Below are 19,916 nucleotides of genomic sequence, written 5' to 3'. Positions count from 1 at the left end.
CCGGTTCATCAAAATTCAGATAGCAAAAAGCCGGGTTTCCCCGGCTTTTGCTGGTCTATCGACTTACTTGCGCTTCATCGACAGGAAGAACTCATCGTTGGTCTTGGTCGTTTTCAGCTTGTCGACCAAGAACTCGATGGCAGCCACTTCGTCCATCGGGTGCAGCAGCTTGCGCAGAATCCACATGCGCTGCAGCTCGTCGTCGGCGGTCAGCAACTCTTCGCGGCGAGTACCGGAACGGTTGATGTTGATGGCCGGGAACACACGCTTCTCGGCGATGCGGCGATCCAGAGGCAATTCCATGTTGCCGGTGCCTTTGAATTCCTCGTAGATCACTTCGTCCATCTTCGAGCCGGTTTCAACCAGCGCGGTGGCGATGATGGTCAGCGAGCCGCCTTCTTCGATGTTCCGCGCGGCGCCGAAGAAACGCTTCGGTTTCTCCAGGGCGTGGGCATCGACACCACCGGTGAGCACTTTGCCGGAGCTCGGGATCACGGTGTTGTAGGCGCGGGCCAGACGGGTGATGGAGTCGAGCAGGATCACCACGTCCTTCTTGTGCTCGACCAGGCGCTTGGCCTTCTCGATCACCATTTCGGCAACCTGCACGTGGCGGGTTGGCGGCTCGTCGAACGTCGAGGCAACCACTTCGCCGCGCACGGTGCGCTGCATTTCGGTTACTTCTTCCGGACGTTCATCGATCAGCAGCACGATCAGGTGAACTTCAGGGTTGTTCCGCGCGATGTTCGCGGCGATGTTCTGCAGCATGATCGTCTTGCCCGCTTTCGGCGGTGCAACGATCAGACCGCGCTGGCCTTTGCCGATCGGGGCGCACAGGTCGATCACACGACCGGTCAAGTCTTCGGTGGAACCGTTGCCGGCTTCCATCTTCATGCGCACGGTCGGGAACAGCGGGGTCAGGTTCTCGAAGAGAATCTTGTTCTTCGCGTTTTCCGGACGGTCGAAGTTGATCGTGTCGACCTTGAGCAGCGCGAAATAGCGCTCGCCTTCCTTTGGAGGGCGGATCTTGCCAACGATGGTGTCACCGGTGCGCAAGTTGAAGCGACGGATCTGGCTCGGCGAGACGTAGATATCGTCCGGGCCGGCGAGATAGGAAGCGTCAGCGGAGCGCAGGAAGCCGAAGCCGTCCTGGAGAATCTCCAGCACGCCATCACCGGAGATTTCCTCGCCGCTTTTCGCGTGCTTCTTGAGCAGGGAGAAAATCACGTCCTGCTTGCGCGAACGGGCCATATTTTCTATGCCCATCTGTTCGGCCAATTCGAGCAGTTCGGTAATCGGCTTTTGCTTGAGTTCAGTCAGATTCATATAGGAATGACGTAATCATTTATGGAGGGGGGAAATTAAGCTTTTGGCTTAATGAGGCCGCGCCGCGGAGAAGGCGACAGGATCGCGTACTTATTCGAAAAGGAGAGCGTCGGCGACGGCTAGCAGGGGGCACTGGAGAAACCAGCGCGGGGCCGAATGTAACACCTGAGTTTCGGAGCGTCTAGCCCTCAATAACGAAAAAGGCCCCGCAATTTGCGGGGCCTTTTTTGACAGGCTACAACGACGCTTAGATGTTGGCGTCGAGGAAAGCCGCCAGTTGCGACTTCGACAGGGCGCCGACCTTGGTCGCTTCAACGTTGCCGTTCTTGAACAGCATCAGGGTCGGGATACCGCGCACGCCATGCTTGGCCGGGGTTTCCTGGTTCTCGTCGATGTTCAGTTTGGCAACGGTCAGCTTGCCTTTGTAGGTCTCGGCAATTTCGTCCAGAACAGGAGCGATCATTTTGCAAGGGCCGCACCACTCAGCCCAGTAATCGACCAGTACAGCGCCTTCAGCCTTGAGTACGTCGGCCTCGAAGCTAGCGTCGCTAACGTGTTTGATAAGATCGCTGCTCATGGAATTCTCCAGGGTTGTAAGCAAAAAAAACGTGGCCCATCATAACGGCCCTTCCTTCGTTCAGGAAGGTGCAGATGATTGAGTCTCGCTATGGTGTTCCATGAGTTTGGGTATAGCTCATGTCGTATTCCTCAGCACCTGTGAAGCCGTCATCGCGGGCAAGCCTTGCTCCCACAGGTCATGGGGTACGCACTATGCGCGTACGACACAAATCCGTGGGAGCAAGGCTTGCCCGCGATAGGGCCAGCACCAGCACCGCAAATCCGCCCCGCGGTAAAAGATCGCAGCCTCCGGCAGCTCCTGCGCGTTGGCGCCAGCCCTTGATCGTGGCACGATGTCAGGGTTATCGACCGAGACCCCCTGACCATGCCGCAATCCCAAGCCAAGAATCTGTCCCTGATCTCCGGAATCGACCTGGGCTCCAACAGCTTTCACATGGTCGTGGCCAAGGCCCAGAACGGCGAAATCCGTATTCTCGAACGTCTCGGGGAAAAGGTTCAGCTGGCTGCCGGCATCGACGAAGAACGCCACCTCAGCGAAGAATCCATGCAGCGCGGGCTCGATTGCCTGAAGCGCTTCGCCCAACTGATCAACGGTATGCCCCCGGGTGCCGTGCGGATCGTTGGCACCAACGCCCTGCGTGAAGCCCGCAACCGTGCCGAATTCATTCGTCGCGCCGAAGAAATTCTCGGCCATCCGGTGGAGGTCATCTCCGGCCGTGAAGAAGCGCGCCTGATCTACCTCGGCGTGTCCCATACCCTCGCCGACACTCCAGGCAAGCGCCTGGTGGCCGACATTGGCGGCGGCAGTACCGAATTCATCATCGGCCAGCGTTTCGAACCGTTGCTGCGCGAAAGCCTGCAAATGGGTTGCGTGAGCTTCACCCAGCGCTATTTCAAGGACGGCAAGATCACCCCGGCCCGCTACGCCCAGGCGTATACGGCGGCCCGACTGGAGATCATGAGCATCGAACACGCGCTGCACCGCCTGACCTGGGATGAAGCCATCGGCTCCTCGGGCACCATCCGCGCCATCGGCCTGGCGCTGAAGGCGGGTGGTCACGGCACTGGCGAAGTGAACGCCGAGGGCCTGGCCTGGCTCAAGCGCAAGCTGATCAAGCTCGGCGATGTCGAGAAAATCGACTTCGAAGGCATCAAGCCTGACCGCCGGGCGATTTTCCCGGCCGGCCTGGCCATTCTCGAAGCCATCTTCGATTCCCTCGAACTGCAACGGATGGACCACTGTGAAGGTGCCCTGCGTGAAGGTGTGCTTTATGACCTGCTGGGCCGCCATCACCACGAAGACGTCCGCGAACGCACCCTCACCTCGTTGATGGAGCGCTATCACGTTGACCTGGAACAGGCGGCGCGGGTCGAGCGCAAGGCCCTGCATGCCTTCGACCAGGTGGCCAAGGACTGGGATCTGGAAGACGGCGTCTGGCGCGAATTGCTCGGCTGGGCCGCCAAGGTCCATGAAGTGGGTCTGGACATCGCCCACTATCAGTACCACAAGCATGGCGCCTACCTGATCGAACACTCGGACCTGGCCGGTTTCTCCCGCGAGGATCAACTGATGCTCGCGCTGCTGGTGCGTGGTCACCGCCGCAACATCCCCAAGGACAAGTTCGCTGAATTCGGCGATGAAGGCATCAAGCTGATTCGCCTGTGCGTGCTGCTGCGCTTCGCGATCCTGTTCCATCACATCCGCGGCACCCAGCAAATGCCTCAGGTGGAACTGAACGCCAATGGCAACAGCCTGGAAGTGGTGTTCCCGGAGCACTGGCTGGACGACAACCAGCTGACCCAGGCTGACTTCGCCATCGAGGCGGAATGGCTCACACGTGTGGATATCGTACTGAACATACGCTGACCCCCAACCCTGTGGGAGCAAGGCTTGCCCGCGATGGCAATCTCTAGCACGCCATCGCCAGCAAGCTGTGCTCCCACAGAGTGCTGCGGCGGAAACAAAAATGGCGATCCGCAGGGATCGCCATTTTTTGTTTCGAGCCTGAGCTAACGAACCGCCAGGATCGGGCTACCCAACCGCTCCAGCAATGTCGCCTGGGCACTGCGCGGGTTCTGGTTGCCGGTCGGTGTGTTGCGGATGTAACGACCGTCCGACTGCAGGCTCCAGCTGTGGGTGTTATCGGTGAGATACAACTCCAGCTCTTTCTTGACCCGCATGATCAGCTTCTTGCCTTCAACCGGGAAGCAAGTTTCGACGCGCTTGTCGAGGTTGCGCTCCATCCAGTCGGCACTGGACAGGAACATCTGTTCTTCGCCACCGTTGAGGAAGTAGAAGACCCGGGTGTGTTCCAGGAAGCGACCGATGATCGAGCGCACGTGAATGTTGTGGGAAACCCCGGCAATCCCCGGCCGCAGGCAGCACATGCCACGCACCACCAGGTCGATGCGCACGCCTGACTGGCTGGCCTTGTACAACGCACGGATGATCTTCGGATCGGTCAGCGAGTTGAACTTGGCGATGATGTGCGCCGGTTTGCCGTCGAGGGCGAACTGGGTTTCGCGGGCAATCATGTCGAGCATGCCCTTCTTCAGGGTGAACGGCGCATGCAACAGCTTCTTCATGCGCAGCGTCTTGCCCATGCCGATCAACTGGCTGAACAGCTTGCCGACGTCTTCGCACAAGGCGTCGTCGGACGTCAGCAGGCTGTAGTCGGTGTACAAGCGGGCGTTGCCGGCGTGGTAGTTGCCCGTGCCCAGGTGCGCGTAACGCACGATCTCGCCGGCCTCGCGACGCAGGATCAGCATCATCTTGGCGTGGGTCTTGAAGCCGACCACGCCGTAGATCACTACTGCGCCGGCCGCTTGCAGACGGCTGGCCAGTTGCAGGTTGGACTCCTCGTCGAACCGCGCACGCAATTCGATCACCGCAGTGACCTCCTTGCCGTTACGCGCCGCATCCACCAGCGCATCGACGATTTCCGAGTTGGCCCCGGAGCGATACAACGTCTGGCGCACCGCCAGAACGTGCGGGTCCTTGGCGGCCTGGCGCAGCAGGTCAACCACCGGAGTGAACGACTCGAACGGGTGCAGCAGCAGAATGTCCTGCTTGCTGATCACGCTGAAGATGTTCTCGCTGTTCTGCAGCAGTTTCGGGATCTGCGGCGTGAACGGCGTGTATTGCAGCTCGCGCTGGCTGTCGAGGCCGGTGATGCTGAACAGACGCGTCAGGTTCACCGGACCGTTGACCTGATACAGCTCGGTCTCGCTCAGGTTGAATTGCTTGAGCAGGTAATCGGACAGGTGTTTCGGGCAAGTGTCGGCCACTTCCAGGCGCACCGCGTCACCGTAGCGACGGGAGAACAACTCGCCGCGCAGGGCGCGGGCCAGGTCTTCGACGTCTTCGGAATCCAACGCCAGGTCGGCGTTTCGGGTCAGACGGAACTGATAGCAGCCTTTTACCTTCATGCCCTGGAACAGGTCATCGGCGTGGGCGTGGATCATCGACGACAGGAACACATAATTGTCGCCAGCGCCGCCGACTTCTTCCGGCACCTTGATGATCCGCGGCAGCAGGCGCGGTGCCGGGATGATCGCCAGACCGGAATCGCGACCGAAGGCGTCGATGCCCTCGAGTTCGACGATGAAGTTCAGGCTCTTGTTCACCAGCAGCGGGAACGGGTGCGTCGGATCGAGGCCGATCGGGGTAATGATCGGAGCGATCTCGTCGCGGAAATAACGGCGTACCCAGGTCTTGAGCTTGGCCGTCCAGTGGCGACGGCGGATAAAGCGGACCTGATGCTTTTCCAGTTCCGGCAACAGGATATCGTTGAGGATCGCGTACTGGCGGTCGACGTGTCCATGCACCAGTTCGCTGATGCGGGCCAGTGCCTGGTGCGGTTGCAAGCCATCGGCGCCAGCCTGTTCACGGGCAAAGGTGATTTGTTTCTTGAGACCGGCGACGCGAATCTCGAAGAACTCGTCCAGGTTGCTGGAGAAGATCAGCAGAAACTTCAGCCGCTCCAGCAAGGGATAGGACTCGTCCAGCGCCTGTTCCAGCACGCGGATGTTGAACTGCAGTTGCGAAAGCTCGCGATGGATGTACAGGCTGCTGTCATCCAGGCCGGGGATGGCAATCGCCGGAGCCGCCAGCGCGGGCTCGGTCACCGTCGCGGGTGGAGCGGGCTCCAGCTCCGGTGGGGTCTCGGCAATTTGCTCCACCACAGGTTGAGCGTCTTTTACGGCAACTTCAGTGAGTACTTCGGTATTCATCGAATGTTCCTGGGAGGGCTATTTCTGCTCTCGTAACAATTGAGCGGCACGAACGGCAAAGTACGTCAGGATGCCATCGGCGCCTGCACGTTTGAAAGCGGTCAGCGACTCGAGGATAACCCCTTCGCTCAACCAGCCATTCTGGATCGCTGCCATGTGCATGGCGTATTCGCCGCTGACTTGATAGACAAAAGTCGGCACTTTGAATTCTTCTTTGACCCGGCAGAGGATGTCCAGATAGGGCATGCCTGGCTTGACCATGACCATATCTGCACCTTCTGACAAGTCAGCCGCCACTTCGTGCAGGGCTTCGTTGCTGTTGGCCGGGTCCATCTGATAGGAGGCCTTGTTGGCCTTGCCCAGGTTCAGCGCCGAACCGACCGCATCGCGGAACGGCCCGTAGTAGGCACTGGCGTACTTCGCCGAGTAGGCCATGATCCGCACGTTGACGTGACCGGCCAGCTCGAGGGCTTCACGGATCGCCTGGATGCGCCCGTCCATCATGTCCGACGGCGCCACGACCTGAGCACCGGCTTCGGCATGGGAAAGGGCTTGCTTGACCAGTGCGTCGACGGTGATGTCGTTCTGCACATAGCCTTCTTCGTCGAGAATGCCGTCCTGGCCGTGGGTGGTGAACGGGTCCAGCGCGACGTCGGTGATCACACCCAGCTCCGGGAACTGCGCACGCAGGGCACGGGTGGCACGCTGGGCGATACCCTCAGGGTTCCAGGCTTCGGCGGCGTCCAGCGACTTGAGGTCCGGCGGCGTCACCGGGAACAGCGCCAGCGCTGGAATGCCCAGCTCGACCCATTTAGCCGCTTCTTCCAGCAACAGATCGATGGTCAGGCGTTCGACGCCAGGCATCGAGGCGACCGCTTCGCGACGGTTTTCACCGTCAAGCACGAACACCGGCAGGATCAGGTCATCGACGGTCAGGACGTTTTCACGGACCAGTCGGCGAGAAAAATCGTCACGACGGTTGCGGCGCAGGCGGGTTGCAGGGAACAAACGGTTGGCGGGGGTAAAGCTCACGACAGACTCCTGAGCCCGCGCAGACGGGCGAGCGTGACAGTTATAAGCGGCCATTATGACGAACAGATGACAGTTATGTGCAACCAGTGACGCGTAGCCGCATTCCATTGTCGTTGTAGGAAATGTTCACGTCGAGACACATTTGGACACTTTCCTGAATGTGTACGAAGGGTTAGGCTGCGCGTTCATTTCGCCAGCACCCAGACAATGCTCCAACAATTTCTGCATGACTTCGGCTACTTTGCCCTGTTTCTCGGCACATTCTTCGAAGGCGAAACCATTCTGGTACTCGCAGGCTTCCTCGCGTTCCGTGGATACATGGACATCAACATGGTGGTGGTCGTGGCCTTCTTCGGCAGCTATGCCGGCGATCAGCTGTGGTACTTCCTGGGACGCAAGCACGGTCGCAAGCTGCTGGCGCGCAAGCCCCGCTGGCAACTGATGGGTGACCGGGCGCTGGAACATATTCGCAAGCACCCGGACATCTGGGTCCTGAGTTTCCGCTTCGTCTACGGCCTGCGTACGGTGATGCCGGTGGCGATCGGCCTGTCAGGCTATCCACCAGGCCGTTACCTGCTGCTCAACGGGATTGGCGCGGCAATATGGGCCGCCGCGCTGGCGGCAGCGGCCTATCATTTCGGCGCGGTGCTGGAAGGCATGCTCGGCAGCATCAAGAAGTACGAGCTGTGGGTCCTCGGCGCCCTGCTCGTCCTGGGCCTGGGGTTGTGGCTGCGCCGCCGCTTCAAGAATGCGCGCCTGGCCAAGCAGGTCTACGCCGACGAGCAAGCCTTGAAGGCCGAACAGGCCAATACCGGCGAACCTAAGACGCCAGCCGAGTGAAACGGTTTCTACAGCAGTAGAGACCGATTGCGCTGAGCAGGCTGTAACTGAGCAGGCCGACCCAGCCCACCGCGCTGGCCGGCCAGAGCCCCACCACCGGCGCCAGCCACACCAGTGGCACGTTCGACGCCAGCCGCAGCAGCTCCAGCTTCAACGCCCACGGGCGATTCTCCAGGGCCACGCCCAGCACGAACAACCCCAGAGCCACTGCCCCCCAGCCCAGCACCAGAGCGGGGGTCGACAGACTCGGCTCCAGATTCATCAAGTAGCTGCCCAACGCGATGTAGACGCAGAACTGCAACACCACGTACCACACCTGACGCCCATCCAGTGGCACTTCGAATTTGCGAAACTGACTCAGGTCCGGTTTGCTCATCGGATACTTCGCCGCCACATCTGCCGGCCGCCACCCCGTGCGCATGAACCAGATCCGACACTTGTCCCAGGTGCTTTCGGCACGCCGGGCATCTGCCCATAGCTGCGCGTAAAACTGCACGTTCGCCCATATCGGATTCCAGCTCGCCAGCGGCGTGGTCACGCCGAAAATCACGGGTTCGTTGTCGTCCTCCTCCTGGAAGGAGCCGAATAGACGGTCCCAAATAATGAACACCCCGCCGTAGTTGCGATCCATGTAGAGAGCGTTCTGCGCATGGTGGGCCCGATGATTGGATGGCGTCACAAAGAACCACTCGAACCATCCGAGCTTGGGAATGTGCCGGGTGTGGACCCAGAACTGGTACAGCAGGTTCAGCGAGGCGACACTGATGAAGACCAGCAGCGGCACGCCGGCCAGGGCCATGGGCAGATAGAAGATCCAGCTCAACAGGAACCCGGTGCTGGTCTGGCGCAGGGCGGTGGAGAGGTTGTAGTCCTCGCTCTGGTGATGCACCGAATGCGCGGCCCAGAGAATGTTGCGCTCGTGGCCCATGCGGTGCAGCCAGTAGTAGCAGAAGTCGTAAAAGACGAAGGCGAACACCCAGACCCACACGCTGTCGGCCGAGAGCTCGAACCACGCCAGATGCTTGAGGGCCAATGCATAGGTGACAAACCCCACACCCTTGGTCAGCAGGCCGGTGGTGGTCGACAGCACGCCGGTGCTGATGCTGTTGATCGCGTCCGCCACCCGATAATTGTTGACCCCGCGCCAACGGTCGGCCAGCAGTTCGACGGCAATCAGCACAAAGAAAAACGGCACCGCATACAAAATGAAGTCCATGACGCGCCCTGGTCGGAATCTGTAGGACAGATCCTATGTTTAGCCGCGAATTAACCCTATGGCAACGAGTGACAAATTAGTGGACATTTAACGCCATGAATCTGGAGAAAAGCCCATGAGCAAAAAAGTTGCAGTGATCCTTTCCGGTTGTGGTGTGTACGACGGCGCCGAGATCTATGAAAGCGTGATTACGCTGCTGCGCCTGGACCAACGTGGCGCGCAGGTGCAGTGTTTCGCACCGAATATTGCGCAATTGCATGTGATCAACCACCTGACCGGCGAAGAAATGCCCGAGTCGCGCAATGTGCTGGTGGAATCGGCGCGGATCGCCCGCGGCGAGATCAAGGATATCCGCGAAGCAGACGCCGAAGATTTCGATGCGCTGATCATTCCCGGCGGTTTCGGATCGGCCAAGAACCTCTCCAACTTCGCCATCGAAGGCACTGGCTGCACCGTGCAACCGGAAGTCCTGGCCCTGACCGAGGCGTTTGCCGAGGCCGGCAAACCGGTCGGCCTGATCTGCATCTCGCCGGCCCTGGCGGCGAAGATTTATGGCCCCGGCGTGACCTGCACCATCGGCAACGACGCCGACACCGCAGCCGCCCTGAACAAGATGGGCGCCACCCACCAGGATTGTGCGGTGAGCGACATTGTCGAAGACAAGGCGCGCAAACTGGTGAGCACCCCGGCGTACATGCTGGCGCAAAGCATCAGCGAAGCGGCTTCGGGTATCAACAAACTGGTCGACCGCGTACTCGAACTGACCCACGAAAACGACGCCTGACACGGATAACCGTAGGAGCTGGCTTGCCAGCGAAGAGATCAGATCATTCAACACATGTGTCGAATCCAAGATCGCTTTCGCTGGCAAGCCAGCTCCTACAGGGTTCAGGGTTTGCGGGTCAGCCGGGTCAAAATCCGATCCAGCGCATTGGCAAACGCCTGCTTCTCGCGCTCGCCAAACGGTGCGGGGCCGCCGCTCATCTGCCCCTGCTCACGCAAATCGGTGAACAGGTTACGCACCGCCAGCCGATCGCCCATGTTCTGCGCGTCGAACTCCTTGCCCCGCGGGTCCAGCGCCGCTACGCCTTTTTTCACCAGGCGGTCCGCCAGGGGCACATCGCTGCAGATCACCAGTTCACCGGGCACTGCGTGTTCCACCAGGTAATCGTCGGCCGCGTCCGGGCCACTCGGCACCACGATCAGTTTCACCAGGGCCAGGCCCGGCTTGATCTGCGGCTGCCCGGCCACCAGCACCACTTCAAACCGGCGCTTGAGGGCGAACTTCACCACCAGATCCTTGGCCGCTCGGGGGCAGGCGTCGGCATCGATCCAGACACGCATGTACTTTTCCTCTTTTAAAAGCATCGCGGGCAAGCCTTGCTCCCACAAGGTTAACGCTAAACCTGTGGGAGCAAGGCTTGCCCGCGAATGTGAGCGAAGCGAATGCTGTTAAGCCGTAACCCGCTGCTTCTCGGCCATGCGACTACGGCTGTACAGCACAATAATCGCTATCAACGCCACAACCTGCGCACTCAGCGAATACGCATCGGCATGAATCCCCAGCCACTCGAAATCGAAGAAGGGCACCGGCCGCGTACCGAAGATTCCGGCCTCCTGCAATGCCTTCACGCCATGTCCGGCGAACACCACCGACAATGCGCACAACAGCCCGGCGTTGATGCTGAAGAACAACGCCAACGGCAATTTCGCCGATCCGCGCAGGATCACCCAGGCAAGGCCCACCAACAGCACCAGCGCCGTCGCACCGCCAGCCAGCACCGCATCGTGGCCTGCGGGGCCAGCCTGCAACCACAGGGTCTCGTAGAACAGGATCACTTCGAACAATTCACGATACACCGAGAAGAACGCCAGGATCGCAAAACCGAAACGCCCGCCACCGCCCACCAGGCTGCTCTTGATGTAATCCTGCCAGGCCGCCGCATGACGGCGGTCGTGCATCCACACACCAAGCCACAGCACCATGACGCTGGCGAACAACGCCGTCGCCCCTTCCAGCAACTCACGCTGCGAACCGCTGATATCGATCACATACGCCGCCAGCGCCCAGGTCCCGAGCCCGGCCAGCAACGCCAGCCCCCAACCGACGTTGACACTGCGCACCGCCGACTGCTGGCCGGTGTTACGCAAGAAGGCGAGGATCGCCGCCAGCACCAGAATCGCCTCCAGCCCTTCACGCAGCAGAATCAACAGGCCGGAAATGTAGCTCAGCGACCAGCTCAAACCGTCGCTGCCCAGCAAACCGGCAGAGGCCCTTAACTTGGCCTTGGCCGCCCCCAGACGCTGCTCGACCTGCTCCATCGGCAAGCCATCCTGCAACGACTGACGGTAGGCCATCAGCGACTTTTCGGTGTCTTTGCGCACATTGGCATCGACGTTATCGAGGGAGCTTTCGACCAGTTCGAAGCCTTCCAGGTACGCCGCCACCGACAAGTCATAGGCCTGTTCGCGGTCACCCGCACGGTAGGCTGCGAGGCTCTTGTCCAGGGTGGCGGCGGTGTAGTCGAGCAACTGCGCCGGGCCACGCTTGACCTGCGGTGGTTGCGCCCGTTGCGCACGGAAGGTCGCCGCCGCTTGCGGACCATCGGCTGCCTGCACTTCGGCCGGTGTCTGCCGGGCCAGATCGGCAATGTTGTAGACCTTGTCGCCGCTGGAGGTCGCCGGGGCCGCGCTGAAGCTGGCGATATAGGTGGCCAGGTCCCAACGCTGACGATCATCCAACTGATCGGCGAAGGCTGGCATGTCGGTCCCTTCAACCCCTAGACCCAGGGTGCTGTAGATCGCATAGAGGCTCAGGTGATCCAGACGCGCGCTATCACGCAGATTGGTCGGGGGCGGCGTCAGGCCGACACCCGCCGGGCCATCACCTGCCCCGGCATCACCGTGGCATACCGAACAGTGCTGCGCGTACAGCGGCGCACCACGGGTTGGGTCCGGGGTGATGATCGGGGCCTGGCTGACTTCATAGGCCACAGCCAGCTGCGCGCCGAGTTGCCGCGCCTGACGGGCGACATCCGCGCCATCCTGACGCGCAGTGATCGCATGACGCAGTGCGCTGATGCCCTGCTCCAATCCGGCCTTTTCCTGCTTGGCCGGCATGGCAGTCACCAGGCCTTGCAAGGCCTGGACGAATTCCAATTGCTCGCGATATTCGGCCTCATTGACGACCTTGCCTGCCTGCACCGCTTCCGGGTAGTCCGCACCAATGTAATCGAGTAAATGCAGGGCTTGCGGTGCGCCTTCCACCGTGTCGGCCAGCAGATTGAAACTGCATAAGGCGAACACCGGCGCTATCAGCCAGGCCAGGAATCGGGACGGGGCAATCATGAATCAATCTCAATTGGAAACAGGAAGTAACATATTGTTCCCTCCCAATTACTTTCACTCAAGCTTTGTCTGCACTGTCCAAGGGCTTGCCACCACCCGGCCAATAAAAAAGGCGACCTGAGAAGGTCGCCTTTTTTGTGCCTGACGGTTTTACGCCGCCGCTTTTCGCAGCGTCGCCATGAACGCCGCCGCGCCGATGAACAGTCCGGCAAACGTGCGGTTCATGCGTTTTTGCTGTTTGGGTGTGCGCAACAGACGCAGCACCTTGGACGCCAGCCCGGTATACCCGGCCATGACGATCAGATCGACGCAAACCATAGTCACACCGATGATCAGGTACTGGATCACCAGTGGCGCGTGCGGGTCAATGAATTGAGGCAATACCGCGAGCATGAACACCAGCGCCTTCGGGTTGCTGATATTCACCAGGAAACCACGGAACACCAGGACCATCGGTTTGCCGATCGGGCGGATGGCCGCGTCATCAGCCATGTCGCTGGGCAGCGCACGCCATTGCTTGATCGCGAGGTAGACCAGGTAAGCCACACCGAACCATTTGATCGCATAGAAAGCTGTGGCCGACGCCGTGAGAATCGCCCCTACACCGGCGCCGACAATGGCGATTTGCACCGCCAGGCCCAATTGCAGGCCCAAGGCGTTCCAGTAGCCACGCCAGAAACCGTATTGCAGACCGCTGGACATCGACGCAATGGCGCCGGCACCGGGAGACAGACTGATCACCCAGCAGGCGGCAAAAAACGCCAGCCATGTTTGAAGCTCCATTGCACACCTCGACTCAGACTCGTGACAGACGTCTAAGCTAATGCGGCTTTGGGCGGATGACTATCGATTTTTTGCAGGATGTTGCGGTTGCCGACCAGCGTTTGCAGCTTCCGAGCCCTATCGCGAGCATGCTCGCTCCTACATTGGATCGCGTTTCTCCTGGAACAGCTCGGTCAACTGTAGGAGCGAGCCCGCTCGCGATAGCGGCCTGTCAGGCGATAGATGCCTTACTTCTCAAAACCGCTCGAAGGGAAGACATCACCACCGCGCCAACGCCGCACCGAACGCTGGAAGAACAGGCTATTGGGCACTTGCACCATCGCACTGCCAGTACCCAGTTCCTCAGCCTCGATCAACGTGGTGTACAGCAGATTGATCGCCACGACCCGGCCTTTGACGCCAGGCTTGTCGGTGGTGTCCACCAATTCGACCACATCGCCAAGGCGGAACGGGCCAACGGTAAAGATCAGGATCGCGCAGAGCAGATTGGAGAGCACGCTCCACATGGCGAAAAACGCCACCGCAGCGACCGCGACAAAGCCGGACAACGCCGTCCAGAGCACCGTGGCCGACACCCCAAGACGCTCCAGTACGAAAATCAACGCGCTGCCCATGATCAGCCAGCGCAGACCGCCGCGCAGCGGCATCAGCAATTGCGGCGGAAACGGGTAGCGCTCGCCCAGTCGGGTCAGACCTTTGGCAACAAAGCGCTGGGCGATGTAACCGGCCAGCAGGATCAGCAGAATTTGCACGCCGAGCCAGATCGGCTCGACCCACATCGCCGGCAGCGGGAGCCTCAAGGCGTCCATCAGGACAGCGCCTCCAGCTCCGCCTGCATGCTCTCCAACAGTTCCAGGGCTTCCATCCAGGCTTCTTCCAGCTCCGCTTCACGCACCTTCAACTTGGCCTGTTCGGCCAGCAGATCACGCAACTCGTTCTTGCGCATTGGCTCGTAGATATCGCTGTCGCCAAGGCTGGCGTCGATCTTCGCCAGTTTCTCGTGGAGCTTGCCCAGCTCGGCTTCGAGCTTGTCGGCCTCGCGCTTGTGCGGTGCCAATTGCTGACGCAAGGCAGCGGCAGCCTGACGCTGAGCTTTCTTGTCGGTCTTGTCCGGGTTGACCGGAGTTGTGCTGACCGGGGCATTGCGCTGACGGTAGTCCACCAGCCAACGGGTGTAGTCTTCCAGATCGCCGTCGAACTCTTCGACTTTGCCGTCCGCCACCAGATAGAAGTTATCGGTGGTGCTTTTGAGCAGGTGACGGTCGTGGGAGACCACCAGTACCGCACCGCTGAATTCCTGCAGGGCCATGGTCAGCGCCAGGCGCATTTCCAGGTCCAGGTGGTTGGTCGGTTCGTCGAGCAGCAACAGGTTCGGCCGGTCCCAGGCGATCAATGCCAGCGCCAGGCGTGCCTTCTCGCCACCGGAGAAATTCAGCACCGGCTCATCGATCCGCGCACCGCGGAAGTCGAAACCGCCGAGGAAGTCTCGCAGGGTCTGCTCACGTTCGGTTGGAGCCAGGCGCTGCAAGTGCAGCAATGGGCTGGCCTTGGAATCCAGGGAGTCGAGCTGATGCTGGGCGAAGTAGCCGACGACGGTGTTCTCGCCACGGGTCAACCGGCCGGCCAGCGGTTCGAGTTCACCCGCGAGGTTCTTGATCAGGGTCGACTTGCCCGCGCCGTTAGGGCCAAGCAATCCGATCCGCGCGCCGGGGGTCAGTTGCAGCTTGACCTTCTCCAGCACAGTTTTCTCGCCGTAGCCCAGGCGGGCATCGGACAGGTCGATCAACGGGCTGGAAATTTTCTGCGATTCGCGGAAAACAAAGTCGAACGGCGAATCGACGTGGGCGGCGGTCAGCTCTTCCATCCGCTCCAGTGCCTTGATCCGGCTCTGGGCCTGACGGGCCTTGGTGGCCTGGGCCTTGAAGCGGGCGATGTAGCTTTCCATGTGCGCGCGTTGCGCCTGCTGCTTCTCGTAGGCCTGCTGTTGCTGGGCCAGGCGTTCGGCACGGGCACGCTCGAAGGCGCTGTAGCCACCACGGTACAGGGTGATCTTGCGCTGATCGACGTGGGCCACGTGATCGACCACGGCATCGAGGAAGTCGCGGTCGTGAGAGATCAGCATCAGGGTGCCGGGATAATTCTTGAGCCACTCTTCGAGCCAGATGATGGCGTCGAGGTCCAGGTGGTTGGTCGGTTCGTCGAGCAGCAACAGGTCCGAAGGGCACATCAGGGCCTGGGCCAGGTTCAGGCGCATCCGCCAGCCACCGGAGAAATCTCCGACCTGACGATCCATCTGATCGTTGGTGAACCCGAGGCCCGCCAGCAACTTGCGAGCCCGCGCGTCGGCGGTGTAACCGTCGGCACTGTCGAGTTCCGCGTGCAGGCGGGCCTGTGCGGCACCGTCATGGGCCGCTTCGGCGGCCGCCAGGTCGCGTTGCACCTGGCGCAGGCGCAGGTCGCCATCGAGCACGTAGTCGACCGCCAGGCGATCGAGCGTGTCGACCTCCTGCCGCATGTGGGCGATACGCCAGTCGGCCGGCAGGAAGCAATCGCCCGAGTCCGGGTGCAATTCACCCCGAAGCAAGGCGAACAGGCTCGATTTGCCGGCGCCGTTGGCACCGATGAGGCCGGCTTTCTGGCCGGCGTGCAGGGTCAGCTCGGCGTCTTCTAGCAGACGTTGCGGGCCACGCTGTAAAGTCAGGTTCTGAAGTCGAATCATAATGGCGGCGGAGTCTACCAGCTTCGCTCGCAACTGGCGCGAGTAGCACTATGTCCTCTGACCTGTGGAGCTTTTCCGTAGAAACCTATTGCCGTCGCGGCGTAGAACCCCTGTGCCTGCACTTGCAGTCGAAGGGGGCGAACGTGTGCCTGCTGCTGTGCGGGCTGTGGCTCGGAGTACGTGGTGTGTCCTTCGACGAACAACGGTTGAAGCGGCTTCTTGATGTAGCCGGACCTTGGGACGCTGAGGTCGTGCGACCGGTGCGCGCCCTGCGAGAACGATGGAAAGTCGCCGCTGGCGAGGATGCCGGCCTGAACAATTTGCGCGAGGAAATGAAGAAACTGGAAATGGAAGCCGAGCGACTTCTGTTATTGCAATTGGAGCGAGTGGCGCAGGATTGGCCAGAAGATGAGGCAACCGACCTATCGGCCTGGCTCGAAGGTGTAGCAGCCGACGCCGCCCACCTGAACCGCGACGCGCTGCTTGAGCTGCGCGTCGCGGCAACCGGCACTTAGGAAGCGCTGGTTGGGGTGGTGGTGGTGCTCGACGGTGCTACTGGCGTTGGCGCAGTGGTGGCTGTCGAGGTGGTTGCCGTTGGCGCAGGAGCAGCCGAAACAGATGGCGCTGGCGCTGGCGTCGCTGGCTTGGCAGCAGATGCCGGGGTCGGCTTGGCAGCAACGGCCGGTTTTTTCACGGCGGGTTTCGCTGCAGGCTTGGCAGCCGGTTTTGCAGCGACTGGTTTTGCAGCCGGTTTGGCAGCAGCAGGTTTGGCTGCCGGTTTCGCTGCGGCAGGTTTTGCGGCAGTGGCTGGCTTGGCGGCGGCAGGTTTTGCAGCAGCCGTTTTCGCAGCCGGTCTGGCCGCTGGTTTTGCAGCTGGCTTGGCAGCGGTTTTAGCCGCGACAGGTTTTGCCGCTGGCTTGGCCGCAGGTTTTGCAGCGGCAGTCCTGGCAGCAGGTTTTGCGGCTGGCTTGGCGGCAGGTTTGGCTGCCGGTTTTGCTGCTGCGGTTTTCGCCACGGCGGGTTTCGCAGCAGCAGTTCTTGCGGCCGGTTTTGCGGCAGCTGTTTTAGCAGCAGCTGGCTTGGCAGCGGCCACTCTGGCAGCCGGTTTGGCAGCGCTGGCAGCAACCGGTTTTTTCGCCGCTGGTTTTGCTGCGGCTTTCACCGGTGCTTTGGCAACCGGTTTGGCGGCAGGCTTGGCCGGTGCTTTTGCAGCAACCGGTTTGGCAGCGGCTTTCTTCGCAGGGGCCGCAGCTGGCTTGGCCGCACGCAGGGACAGTGCCTTGCCGACAGCCTCTTGTACACGACCAACGCCCTGGGCCAGTTTCAGGCTTTCTTGAGCGTCGCGCTTGAGTTGCAGAATGTAGCTGCGAGTGTCCGATTGACGCGCCTTGAGGGCATCAAGCAGGTCCTCGAGTTCCTTCGCTCCATCCTTGGCCTTGGCTTGTGCTTTGGCCTTGCCGGCCGCCGCAGCGTCCTGCAATTTGGTGCGGGTTTTGTGCAATTTTTCCTGCGCTTTTCCGCGCTGCTTTTCCAGTTTGGCGAGCAGTTTTTCAGCATCAGCCAAGGCTTCGGAACAAGCGGTTTCCAGATGCTCGAGCAAGCTGCCCGAGAGTTGTTGGAGTAAGTGCAACGGGGTATTTACAGGCTTCTTGGTGGCCGACATGGTTTACCTCCTGGCTGACGTGGGTGCGGCTCATACTAGACCTCTGCTGCTACCGCCGCTAGGGCATCTTGACAGTATCCAAAGCGTTGCGTTGCAACGGATCGAAAATGTTCTGCGCTTGAACAAAAGCAGTTCACCGTTGAACGCATTCTCACTGGCATAATCGCTCGCATCTCAGGTTGGAGAGTGCACATGTCGCGCTACTTTTTTTTATCGCTCTGCGTGATTTTTTCCGCGGCTCACGCTGCTGAAAAAACCCAGGAAAATGATGCTCACGATCTCGCTTACAGCCTGGGTGCGAGCCTCGGTGAACGCTTGCGCCAAGAGGTTCCCGACTTGCAGCTCAAAGCGCTGGTCGAAGGTTTGCAGCAAGCCTATCAAGGCAAACCTTTGGCGCTGAAAGACGAGCAGATCGAACAGATTCTGACTGAGCACGAAGCCCGGGTTGCCATGCAAACACCTGCACCGCAAAGCGAACTGGCGCTGGAAAACGAGCAGCGTTTTCTCGCCGGGGAAAAAGCCAAACCCGGCGTTCGCGAACTGGCCGATGGAATTCTGCTGACGGAGTTGGTACCGGGTAATGGCGCCAAGGCCGGACCGAACGGAAAAGTGCAGGTGCTTTACGTCGGACGCCTTCCCGACGGTACGGTGTTCGACCAGAACAACCAGCCACAATGGTTCAGTCTCGACAGTGTGATCAGCGGCTGGCGCAGTGCGCTGCAGAACATGCCGGTCGGTGCCAAATGGCGCCTGGTGATTCCATCGGCACAGGCCTACGGTGCCGACGGTGCCGGCGACCTGATCGCGCCGTTCACGCCGCTGGTATTCGAAGTCGAATTGCGCGGCGCCACCAGCTGACAGCGGAAATGAAAAACGGTGCGCCTTGGCGCACCGTTTCGGGGTCTTGCGAGAAGCGGGTTCAGGCCTGGACCGAGTCTTCTTCCTTGTGAGCGGTGTGCAGCACTTCGATCAGGCAATCTTCCAGCTCGAAGCGTTCGTGCAACAGGCCACCGAGCTCCTTGAACTTCTCTGCGACGCATTTGCCGGCATCGCACAGGTCATTGAACGCGAGCAGTTTTTCGGTGATGACGTCGATGCGCGGGTAGATGGTCTCGGCGAGCTCCAGGCCACGCTTGTCGTTGAAGGCCTTGGCCTCCCCCGTCAGCTGCTCATAGATCTCGAAGTGCCCGGCAGACACGTAGTCGACCAGCACACCGCAGAATTCCTGCAAAGGTTTGCGGTTTTCACCCAGCGCCTCGGGCTTGGCGCCGAGTGCGTCGTAGGCCCCGATCAGTTCTCGACGCTCCTGCAACCAGCGATCGATCAGCAGATGTACTCCACCCCAACGTTCCTGAGCATTCTGACAACTTTCGAGCATGGCGGTCTCTCTTCCCTTGTGGGTCATGCTGCCCTACACCCGTCGCCCTGAAAATCAGGAATCGGCCAGGCAGAGCGTCATCGAGCAACATAATTCCAATGACACGTGCGGGCAGATTATGCCCGCGCGACTGTGGCTTCAAGGTACGCAGACGATAAAGTTCATACAAGTGTTTAATCACCCGCCAGTGCCCGGCGCGACGACTCGCCGCTGAGCGGTCGCCGCATGGCGGTCCAGACAAGGCGCAACAGCTGATAAATCCCCAGCATCGTCATCGCGATGAAGAACAACAAACTCCATTCCGGAATGCTCAGGTCGAACAGTGTCCAGGCGATCTGACCACAGTCGAGGGTGCCTTTAAACATCTGCTGCACAACACCGATCCAAGACGTGCTGGCGACCAGGTCGGGCAGATTAGGGGCGCAGGTCGACAGCTGATACGCAGGATCACTTTGCAGCAGCACCTGCCGCCACGCCATGACCGCTCCCGCCAGACTACAGAACAGACCGAGCAACCAATACACGAAAGAACCCAGGCGACCAGGCCCCTGCACTGCGGCCGTCAGGCAGACAACCGTCAGCAACGCCAGGCAAGCCCGTTGCAACAGGCACAAACCGCATGGCTTGAGGCCAACGGCATACTCAAGATAGTAGGACACACCCAGGACCAGGGCGCCCGCAACGAAAACCGTGAAAAACAAGGAGCGTGTGCAGGCCGAATACATGGATTTTCCGTAACAGTAAGGACCGACAGTTACGGTAGAGGAAAGCGCGCCAGCGTTTCAAGGCAGGCCGGCAGGGA

At 60.5% G+C, this 19,916-nt stretch carries 18 protein-coding genes; 5 read left to right on the top strand and 13 right to left on the bottom strand.

The features are described from left to right. Positions 1 to 63: 63 nt before the first annotated feature. Complete coding sequence (gene rho / locus GPL81_RS00435) at positions 64 to 1,323, bottom strand: transcription termination factor Rho (RefSeq protein ID WP_003206716.1); 1,260 nt, start codon at positions 1,321 to 1,323, stop codon at positions 64 to 66. A 247-nt stretch (positions 1,324 to 1,570) separates the two neighbouring features. Beyond that, positions 1,571 to 1,900: a thioredoxin TrxA gene (gene trxA, locus GPL81_RS00430; protein ID WP_003206727.1), complete on the bottom strand. Its 330-nt coding sequence runs from the start codon at positions 1,898 to 1,900 to the stop codon at positions 1,571 to 1,573. A gap of 366 nt (positions 1,901 to 2,266) precedes the next feature. Between trxA and ppx the strand changes: the two genes are divergently transcribed. Next, positions 2,267 to 3,769, top strand: coding sequence for an exopolyphosphatase (gene ppx / locus GPL81_RS00425; protein WP_160104776.1), 1,503 nt, complete (start codon positions 2,267 to 2,269; stop codon positions 3,767 to 3,769). A 143-nt stretch (positions 3,770 to 3,912) separates the two neighbouring features. Here the strand turns inward: ppx and ppk1 are convergent, their stop codons facing one another. Then, positions 3,913 to 6,135, bottom strand: a complete 2,223-nt coding sequence (ppk1, locus tag GPL81_RS00420; protein ID WP_096514288.1) for a polyphosphate kinase 1 — start codon at positions 6,133 to 6,135, stop codon at positions 3,913 to 3,915. An 18-nt stretch (positions 6,136 to 6,153) separates the two neighbouring features. Further along, entirely contained in the window at positions 6,154 to 7,167 is a 1,014-nt protein-coding gene (hemB, locus tag GPL81_RS00415; protein ID WP_160104775.1) for a porphobilinogen synthase, read from the bottom strand. A gap of 207 nt (positions 7,168 to 7,374) precedes the next feature. Between hemB and GPL81_RS00410 the strand changes: the two genes are divergently transcribed. Then, complete coding sequence (locus GPL81_RS00410; protein WP_160104774.1) at positions 7,375 to 8,007, top strand: DedA family protein; 633 nt, start codon at positions 7,375 to 7,377, stop codon at positions 8,005 to 8,007. Here the strand turns inward: GPL81_RS00410 and GPL81_RS00405 are convergent. Beyond that, a complete protein-coding gene (locus GPL81_RS00405) occupies positions 7,988 to 9,223 on the bottom strand; it encodes a sterol desaturase family protein (protein ID WP_160104773.1) in 1,236 nt (411 codons plus the stop codon). The genes GPL81_RS00410 and GPL81_RS00405 overlap by 20 nt on opposite strands. A gap of 115 nt (positions 9,224 to 9,338) precedes the next feature. Between GPL81_RS00405 and elbB the strand changes: the two genes are divergently transcribed. Further along, positions 9,339 to 10,007: an isoprenoid biosynthesis glyoxalase ElbB gene (gene elbB / locus GPL81_RS00400; protein ID WP_160104772.1), complete on the top strand. Its 669-nt coding sequence runs from the start codon at positions 9,339 to 9,341 to the stop codon at positions 10,005 to 10,007. A gap of 104 nt (positions 10,008 to 10,111) precedes the next feature. Here the strand turns inward: elbB and GPL81_RS00395 are convergent, their stop codons facing one another. From GPL81_RS00395 to GPL81_RS00375, 5 genes are all read right to left on the bottom strand, one after another. Continuing rightward, the gene (locus tag GPL81_RS00395; RefSeq protein ID WP_096514283.1) at positions 10,112 to 10,567 is read right to left on the bottom strand and encodes a YaiI/YqxD family protein; all 456 of its coding nucleotides are present in this window, start codon (positions 10,565 to 10,567) and stop codon (positions 10,112 to 10,114) included. Positions 10,568 to 10,675: 108 nt separating this feature from the next. Then, positions 10,676 to 12,571, bottom strand: a complete 1,896-nt coding sequence (locus GPL81_RS00390) for a cytochrome c/FTR1 family iron permease (protein ID WP_160104771.1) — start codon at positions 12,569 to 12,571, stop codon at positions 10,676 to 10,678. 150 nt (positions 12,572 to 12,721) lie between these two features. Further along, positions 12,722 to 13,354, bottom strand: coding sequence for a LysE family transporter (locus GPL81_RS00385; RefSeq protein WP_160104770.1), 633 nt, complete (start codon positions 13,352 to 13,354; stop codon positions 12,722 to 12,724). Positions 13,355 to 13,581: 227 nt separating this feature from the next. Then, positions 13,582 to 14,163 (bottom strand): mechanosensitive ion channel family protein, encoded by a 582-nt coding sequence (locus tag GPL81_RS00380; RefSeq protein ID WP_160104769.1) that lies wholly within the window; start codon positions 14,161 to 14,163, stop codon positions 13,582 to 13,584. After that, complete coding sequence (locus GPL81_RS00375) at positions 14,163 to 16,073, bottom strand: ATP-binding cassette domain-containing protein (RefSeq protein ID WP_160104768.1); 1,911 nt, start codon at positions 16,071 to 16,073, stop codon at positions 14,163 to 14,165. The genes GPL81_RS00380 and GPL81_RS00375 overlap by 1 nt, the downstream gene beginning before the upstream one ends. A 50-nt stretch (positions 16,074 to 16,123) precedes the next feature. Between GPL81_RS00375 and GPL81_RS00370 the strand changes: the two genes are divergently transcribed. Next, positions 16,124 to 16,588 carry a TIGR02444 family protein gene (locus GPL81_RS00370; RefSeq protein WP_160104767.1) on the top strand — a complete coding sequence of 155 codons (465 nt, stop codon included), beginning with the start codon at positions 16,124 to 16,126 and terminating at the stop codon, positions 16,586 to 16,588. On the opposite strand, the gene GPL81_RS00365 is transcribed toward GPL81_RS00370, so the two are convergent. After that, positions 16,585 to 17,736 (bottom strand): AlgP family protein, encoded by a 1,152-nt coding sequence (locus GPL81_RS00365; protein WP_160104766.1) that lies wholly within the window; start codon positions 17,734 to 17,736, stop codon positions 16,585 to 16,587. The genes GPL81_RS00370 and GPL81_RS00365 overlap by 4 nt on opposite strands. A 192-nt stretch (positions 17,737 to 17,928) precedes the next feature. Between GPL81_RS00365 and GPL81_RS00360 the strand changes: the two genes are divergently transcribed. After that, complete coding sequence (locus GPL81_RS00360; protein WP_160104765.1) at positions 17,929 to 18,594, top strand: FKBP-type peptidyl-prolyl cis-trans isomerase; 666 nt, start codon at positions 17,929 to 17,931, stop codon at positions 18,592 to 18,594. Positions 18,595 to 18,655: 61 nt separating this feature from the next. On the opposite strand, the gene rsd is transcribed toward GPL81_RS00360, so the two are convergent. Together rsd and GPL81_RS00350 are read right to left on the bottom strand one after the other, a co-directional pair. Continuing rightward, positions 18,656 to 19,114 (bottom strand): sigma D regulator, encoded by a 459-nt coding sequence (gene rsd, locus GPL81_RS00355; protein WP_096514275.1) that lies wholly within the window; start codon positions 19,112 to 19,114, stop codon positions 18,656 to 18,658. A 173-nt stretch (positions 19,115 to 19,287) separates the two neighbouring features. Continuing rightward, positions 19,288 to 19,839 carry a disulfide bond formation protein B gene (locus GPL81_RS00350; RefSeq protein ID WP_160104764.1) on the bottom strand — a complete coding sequence of 184 codons (552 nt, stop codon included), beginning with the start codon at positions 19,837 to 19,839 and terminating at the stop codon, positions 19,288 to 19,290. Positions 19,840 to 19,916 lie beyond the last annotated feature (77 nt).

Origin of the sequence: Pseudomonas izuensis (assembly GCF_009861505.1) — a bacterium.
In the GTDB taxonomy this organism is placed as follows: domain Bacteria; phylum Pseudomonadota; class Gammaproteobacteria; order Pseudomonadales; family Pseudomonadaceae; genus Aquipseudomonas; species Aquipseudomonas izuensis.
The sequence above is the reverse complement of the archived record's forward strand: the minus strand, read 5'-3'. Positions and strand labels throughout refer to the sequence as shown.

Excerpts from the sequence above, each read along its gene's own strand:
- GPL81_RS00405 (WP_160104773.1), bottom strand. The coding sequence starts at position 9,223 with ATGGACTTCATTTTGTATGCGGTGCCGTTTTTCTTTGTGCTGATTGCC.
- GPL81_RS00350 (WP_160104764.1), bottom strand. The coding sequence starts at position 19,839 with ATGTATTCGGCCTGCACACGCTCCTTGTTTTTCACGGTTTTCGTTGCG.
- rsd (WP_096514275.1), bottom strand. The coding sequence starts at position 19,114 with ATGCTCGAAAGTTGTCAGAATGCTCAGGAACGTTGGGGTGGAGTACAT.
- GPL81_RS00375 (WP_160104768.1), bottom strand. The coding sequence starts at position 16,073 with ATGATTCGACTTCAGAACCTGACTTTACAGCGTGGCCCGCAACGTCTG.
- GPL81_RS00395 (WP_096514283.1), bottom strand. The coding sequence starts at position 10,567 with ATGCGTGTCTGGATCGATGCCGACGCCTGCCCCCGAGCGGCCAAGGAT.
- GPL81_RS00365 (WP_160104766.1), bottom strand. The coding sequence starts at position 17,736 with ATGTCGGCCACCAAGAAGCCTGTAAATACCCCGTTGCACTTACTCCAA.
- ppx (WP_160104776.1), top strand. The coding sequence starts at position 2,267 with ATGCCGCAATCCCAAGCCAAGAATCTGTCCCTGATCTCCGGAATCGAC.
- GPL81_RS00380 (WP_160104769.1), bottom strand. The coding sequence starts at position 14,163 with ATGGACGCCTTGAGGCTCCCGCTGCCGGCGATGTGGGTCGAGCCGATC.
- GPL81_RS00360 (WP_160104765.1), top strand. The coding sequence starts at position 17,929 with ATGTCGCGCTACTTTTTTTTATCGCTCTGCGTGATTTTTTCCGCGGCT.
- GPL81_RS00390 (WP_160104771.1), bottom strand. The coding sequence starts at position 12,571 with ATGATTGCCCCGTCCCGATTCCTGGCCTGGCTGATAGCGCCGGTGTTC.
- rho (WP_003206716.1), bottom strand. The coding sequence starts at position 1,323 with ATGAATCTGACTGAACTCAAGCAAAAGCCGATTACCGAACTGCTCGAA.
- GPL81_RS00385 (WP_160104770.1), bottom strand. The coding sequence starts at position 13,354 with ATGGAGCTTCAAACATGGCTGGCGTTTTTTGCCGCCTGCTGGGTGATC.
- GPL81_RS00370 (WP_160104767.1), top strand. The coding sequence starts at position 16,124 with ATGTCCTCTGACCTGTGGAGCTTTTCCGTAGAAACCTATTGCCGTCGC.
- GPL81_RS00410 (WP_160104774.1), top strand. The coding sequence starts at position 7,375 with ATGCTCCAACAATTTCTGCATGACTTCGGCTACTTTGCCCTGTTTCTC.
- trxA (WP_003206727.1), bottom strand. The coding sequence starts at position 1,900 with ATGAGCAGCGATCTTATCAAACACGTTAGCGACGCTAGCTTCGAGGCC.
- ppk1 (WP_096514288.1), bottom strand. The coding sequence starts at position 6,135 with ATGAATACCGAAGTACTCACTGAAGTTGCCGTAAAAGACGCTCAACCT.
- elbB (WP_160104772.1), top strand. The coding sequence starts at position 9,339 with ATGAGCAAAAAAGTTGCAGTGATCCTTTCCGGTTGTGGTGTGTACGAC.